This window comes from Actinomadura sp. CNU-125, assembly GCF_001942465.1.
In the GTDB taxonomy this organism is placed as follows: Bacteria; Actinomycetota; Actinomycetes; order Streptosporangiales; family Streptosporangiaceae; genus Spirillospora.
In genome coordinates this window covers 1-5,165 of sequence record NZ_MKJY01000325.1, presented here as the reverse complement: position 1 = coordinate 5,165, position 5,165 = coordinate 1, and the positions used below count along the sequence as shown (strand labels likewise).

Annotated in this window: 4 protein-coding genes; 2 read left to right on the top strand and 2 right to left on the bottom strand. The window is 75.0% G+C overall.

Annotated features, from left to right (window positions below; all coding sequences use genetic code 11):
* Window positions 1-399 precede the first annotated feature (399 nt).
* Entirely contained in the window at window positions 400-606 is a 207-nt protein-coding gene (locus BJF79_RS62330) for a helix-turn-helix domain-containing protein (RefSeq protein WP_075902812.1), read from the top strand.
* Between the two features lie 194 nt (window positions 607-800).
* On the opposite strand, the gene BJF79_RS31190 is transcribed toward BJF79_RS62330, so the two are convergent.
* Both BJF79_RS31190 and mtnA read right to left on the bottom strand, forming a co-directional pair.
* On the bottom strand, window positions 801-3,017 hold the full coding sequence (locus BJF79_RS31190; RefSeq protein WP_262402792.1) for an ATP-dependent RecD-like DNA helicase: 2,217 nt from the start codon (window positions 3,015-3,017) through the stop codon (window positions 801-803).
* 11 nt (window positions 3,018-3,028) lie between these two features.
* Complete coding sequence (gene mtnA, locus BJF79_RS31185) at window positions 3,029-3,787, bottom strand: S-methyl-5-thioribose-1-phosphate isomerase (RefSeq protein ID WP_262402791.1); 759 nt, start codon at window positions 3,785-3,787, stop codon at window positions 3,029-3,031.
* Window positions 3,788-4,234: 447 nt separating this feature from the next.
* Between mtnA and BJF79_RS54080 the strand changes: the two genes are divergently transcribed.
* On the top strand, window positions 4,235-4,927 hold the full coding sequence (locus BJF79_RS54080) for a hypothetical protein (RefSeq protein ID WP_075902810.1): 693 nt from the start codon (window positions 4,235-4,237) through the stop codon (window positions 4,925-4,927).
* Window positions 4,928-5,165: the final 238 nt, after the last annotated feature.

The following is a 5,165-nucleotide window of genomic DNA, read 5'->3' as shown; positions in this document are numbered from 1 at the left end:
ACGCTCGGCGGCCGAAGTCGGGGAGAGGCACGCGGCCGCCGGAGACCGGGCCGGAGCGCTCGGCGGCCAGGGCACGGGATGGCGGCTTGGCGGGCGGTCGCTCGACGAAGGAGGGCCGGGACGGGCGTGGGGCGCGTCGGCCGGGCGCGCGGGGCGAGCTGCCGGAGGGGGTGCGGGCGGGAGTCGGGCCCGCGGTCGGGGTCGACGGCCTGCCGGAGTCGTGGGAGGCGGCGCGGGCGGCGCTGCGGCTCGCCGCCGAGGGCACGCCCGGCGACCCCGGGCCCCGGGTCGTGCACGCCGTCGAGGCGGGCGCTGGATGGTGCTGGCGCGGACCGTCGGGCCGGACACGCCCGAGATCGCGGACGTCGCGGCCGTGGAGCACGCGGCGCGGGCCGCGCCGTGGATGCTCGCGACACTCGACGCCGTCGCGGGCGCGTCCAGCGTGCGGGCCGCGGCGGCGACCTGCGGGTGCACCACTCGACGCTGCAGGAACGGCTCGTCCAGGCGGAACGGCTCACCGGCTGGCCGCTCGACGACGCGCCGGGCCGGTTCCGCCTGCACCTCGCGCTCGTCCTGCGCCGCCTGCACCGCGCCCCACCGCTGTAAACGGGCCGACGAAGTCAGGCGGCAAAGGAAACGCGGCGCACACCTCGGCCGGTGCGCACCAACGATGCACCACGCACCCGGCACCGACGAACGCGAGCCCGAAAGCGCGGCACAGACCGTCCCGCCCGTCCTTGGCGCCGGGCCTTGGTCGGGGCGGGGTGGCCGTTCGGTGGACGGTGCGGGCGGCGGTCGGGTCAGCGGTGGTCGAGGCGTTGGCGGAGGGCGGTGTGGCGGCGTCCCGCACCGGCGGTGCGGACGGCGGCGGCCAGGGCGCGGCGGGAACCGACGAGGACGACCAGCTTCTTCGCGCGGGTGATGCCGGTGTACAGGAGGTTGCGGCGCAGCATCGTCCAGGCGCCGGTGGTGAGCGGGACGACCACGGCCGGGTACTCGCTGCCCTGCGAGCGGTGGATCGTGATCGCGTAGGCGTGGGCGAGTTCGTCGAGTTCGTCGAACGCGTAGTCGATGCTCTCGTCCTCGTCGGTCAGGACGGTGAGGGACTGGTCTTCGAGGGAGACCTTCGTGACGACGCCGACGGTGCCGTTGAACACCCCGGCCTCGCCCTTGTCGTAGTTGTTGCGGAGCTGCGTGACCTTGTCGCCGACGCGGAAGACGCGGCCGCCGTAGCGGCGTTCGGGGCGGGAGTCGTCGTGCGGGGTGAGGGCCTCCTGGAGGAGCGCGTTGAGGGCGCCCGCACCGGCGGCGCCGCGGTGCATGGGCGCGAGGACCTGGACGTCGCGGCGGGGGTCGAGGCCGAACTTGCGGGGGATGCGGTTGGCGATGACGTCCACGGTCGTCTCCGCCGCCTCCTCTTGTTCCTCGCAGGGGAACAGGAAGAAGTCGGGATAGCCGCTGGTGTGCGGGTGGTCGCCGGAGTTGACGCGGTGGGCGTTGACGACGATGCCGGACTGCTGCGCCTGCCGGAAGATCTTCGTGAGGCGCACGCGCGGGATCGCCGCGGAGGCGAGGAGGTCGGCGAGCACCTCGCCGGCGCCGACGGACGGGAGCTGGTCGACGTCCCCGACCAGGAGCAGGTGCGCGCCGCGGGGTATGGCCTTGACGAGCTTGTTCGCCAGGATCAGGTCGACCATCGACGACTCGTCGACGACGATCAGGTCGGCGTCCAGGGGGTTGTCCTGGTCGTAGGCGGCGTCGCCGCCGGGCTGAAGTTGGAGGAGGCGGTGGACGGTGGCCGCCTCGTGGCCGGTCAGCTCGGCGAGGCGCTTGGCGGCGCGGCCGGTGGGCGCGACCAGGACGATCTTGGCCTTCTTGGCGGCGGCGAGCTCGACCACGGACCGGACGGTGAAGCTCTTGCCGCAGCCCGGGCCGCCGGTGAGGACGGCGACCCTGGAGGTGAGGGCGAGCTTGACGGCCTCTTCCTGTTCGGCGGCGAGGTCGGTGCCGGTACGCTTCCTGAGCCAGGGCAGCGCCTTCTCCCATTCGACGTCGGCGAACGCCTTGAGGCGGTCCTCCTTGGCGTCGAGGAGTTCGTGCAGGCCCCGCGCGAGTGAGCGTTCCGCTCGGTGGAACGGGACGAGGTAGACGGCGGGGATCGTCGCGCCCTCCTCGTCCCGGGGGATCGGCTCGCGCACCACGCCCTCGGCCGCGGCCAGTTCGTCGAGCGCGGGGACGATCAGCTCGCGGGGCACCCCGAGGATCTTCTCGGCGTCGGTGACGAGGTTCGGCTCCGGCAGGAAGCAGTGCCCGTTGTCGGCGGCCTCCGACAGCGTGTACTGCAGCCCGGCCTTGATCCGTTCGGGGCTGTCGTGCGGGATGCCGATCGCCTGCGCGATCGTGTCGGCGGTCTTGAAGCCGATGCCCCACACGTCCGCGGCGAGGCGGTAGGGGTCGCGGCGGACGGTGTCGACGGAGGCGTCCCCGTACTGCTTGTAGACGCGGACGGCCAGGGAGGTGGAGACGCCGACGCCCTGCAGGAAGACCATGACCTCCTTGATGGCCTTCTGCTCCTCCCAGGCGTCGCCGATCCGCTTGGTGCGTTTCGGGCCGAGGCCGGGCACCTCGACGAGGCGTTTCGGTTCCTCCTCGATGATCCGCAGGATGTCGGTGCCGAAGTGCTCGACCATCCGGTCGGCCATCACCGGCCCGATGCCCTTGATCATCCCGGAGCCGAGGTAGCGCCGGATGCCCTGGACGGTCGCGGGCAGCACCGTCGTGTACGACTCGACCTCGAACTGGCGCCCGTACTTCGGGTGCGAGCGCCACCGTCCCGTCAGCCGCAGGCTCTCCCCCGCCTGGGCGCCCAGCAGCGCACCGACGACCGTCAGCAGGTCGGCGCCGCCGCGGTCGGTGGCGACCCGGGCGACCGTGTAGCCGGTTTCGTCGTTGGCGTAGGTGATGCGTTCGAGTACGGCTTCCAGGACTGCCGGGGGCGGTGGAGTCGGTGTGGTCACATAAGGCATGATCACAGGCGGGCCGGACGTTCCGTCAGAGGTTCGCGGAGTTGTGGACAACTCGCGGGGACGGCGCCCGCGGACACTTCCAGGACGCCCGTCTCGGTCGCGAGCGCGGTGACGAGCCGCGCGGGCGTCACGTCGAACGCGGGGTTGAACGCGGCGACGCCGTCCGGGGCCGTGCGGGTCCCGCCGAAGGCGAGGATCTCGTCGGCGGCGCGCTCCTCGATGGGGATGTCGGCGCCGGACTCCGTCGCCCGGTCGACCGTGCTCCACGGCGCCGCGACCAGCAGCGGGATCCCGGCCGCCGCGCAGGCCAGCGCCACCCCGAGGGAACCGACCTTGTTCGCGGTGTCGCCGTTGGCCGCGATCCGGTCGGCGCCGATGACCGCCGCGTCCACGAGCCCCCGCATGATCGTGCCCGCGGCCGCCGCGTCGGCCTGCACCACGCACGGTATGCCCGACTCGTGCAGTTCCCAGGCGGTGAGCCGCGAGCCCTGCAGGAGCGGGCGCGTCTCGTCGGCGTAAACCAGCTCGATCCGGTCGCGGGCGTGCAGTTCGCGGACGACGCCCAGGGCCGTCCCCCAACCGGCGGTCGCGAGCGCGCCCGCGTTGCAGTGCGTCAGCAGGCGGAGCGGACGGCCGGGACAGCGGGCGGCGAGCCAGTCCGCGCCGTGCGCACCGATCGCCCGGTTGGCGCGGACGTCCTCGTCCAAGACGGCCTGCGCCTCGGCCGCGACGGCGGCGGCGCCCTCGGGGACCCGGGGCACGACCCGGTCGACGCCCGCCGCGAGGTTCTCGCCGTGGGCCGGGCCTCCCGGACGCGGGCGATCGCGGCGTCGCGGGCGCGTCGATCCCACCCCTCCCGGGCGGCCTGGCGGACGGCGATCGCGACGCCGAACGCGCCCGCGTCGCCCAGCGCGGCGCGCCGCGCACGACGAGCCGCCGGATCGCGTCCACGAGCGCGTCCACGTCCCGCACCTCCAGGTGCTCGACGCGGGCGGGCAGGACGGTCTGGTCCAGCAGCCGCAGGGCGTCGCCCGTCCAGGCGATGGTCCGCACATCGGTCGTCATGCTGTCCATAATGCCTCGCAAGTCGCGTCCGCCCTTACCGGGCAGGGCCTTCCGGCCTCCGCCGAACCACCGTGTGACCTGCGATAACTTGACATCGATCGAACCGGTGTTCGAAATTAGGCGGGAACGGGAAGGGGACGGACGTGGCCGAGGCGGCACTGCGCGACGCGACCGCGCTGCGCGACGCCGTGTCGCCGGGCACGGGCGCGGCGCGGGCGGTACCGGTACTGCCCGCGCTGCGCGCCGTCCTGCCCGACGGGCTGCGCGCGGGCTCGCTCGTCGGCCTCGACGGCCCCGCCGCCGCCTCGCTCGCCGCGGCGCTCGTCGCGGGCGCGTCCCGGCACGGCGGCACGGACGGGACGGGCGGCTGGTTCGGCGTCCTCGGCCTGCCCGGCGTTCGGCGTGCGGGCCGCCGCCGGGATGGGCGCCGCCCCGGACCTCCTGCTGCTGGTCGAACGAACCCGGCGACCGCTGGGCGGACCGTGGTCGCGGCGCTGCTGGAGGCCGACGACCTGGTGCTGCTGCACCCGCCCGAGCGGCCGGACCCGGCCGCCGTCCGGCGGCTGTCCGCGCTCGCCCGCAGGCACGGCACGGTGCTCGCGCTCGCCGCCGAGCCCGGCTGGCCGGGCGTCCGGCTGCGCCTGCGCACGGCCGCGCCCTCGTGGGAGGGCCTCGGCCCGGGCCACGGCCGGCTCCGGGCCCGCCGCACCGAGGTCATCGCCGAGGGAGCGGGCCGCGACCGCCGCGCCTCCTGTCGGTTCCCGCCCCCGACGGCACGATCGCCCCGGACGACGCCCGCCCCGCGCTCAAGGTCGTCCCCGAGGAATCCCGCGTGAGCCGAGGCGCCCCCGCCCACCGCCCGTCCCCCGATGCCCCGGCCCCCGAACTGCGGGGCCAGCCCGGTGGCGTGCACCGGACGGGCGGAGCCGCTTCCCCGCGTCCTGTCCGCAGACGCGCGAGAGGACTCCTCCGAAGGACGCGGCCACCCCGGTGGCGGCGTGCACCGGACGGGCGGAGCCGCTTCCCCGCGTCCTGTCCATGAGCGGGGCGTTTCCGGTGCGCGTGGGACGGGTG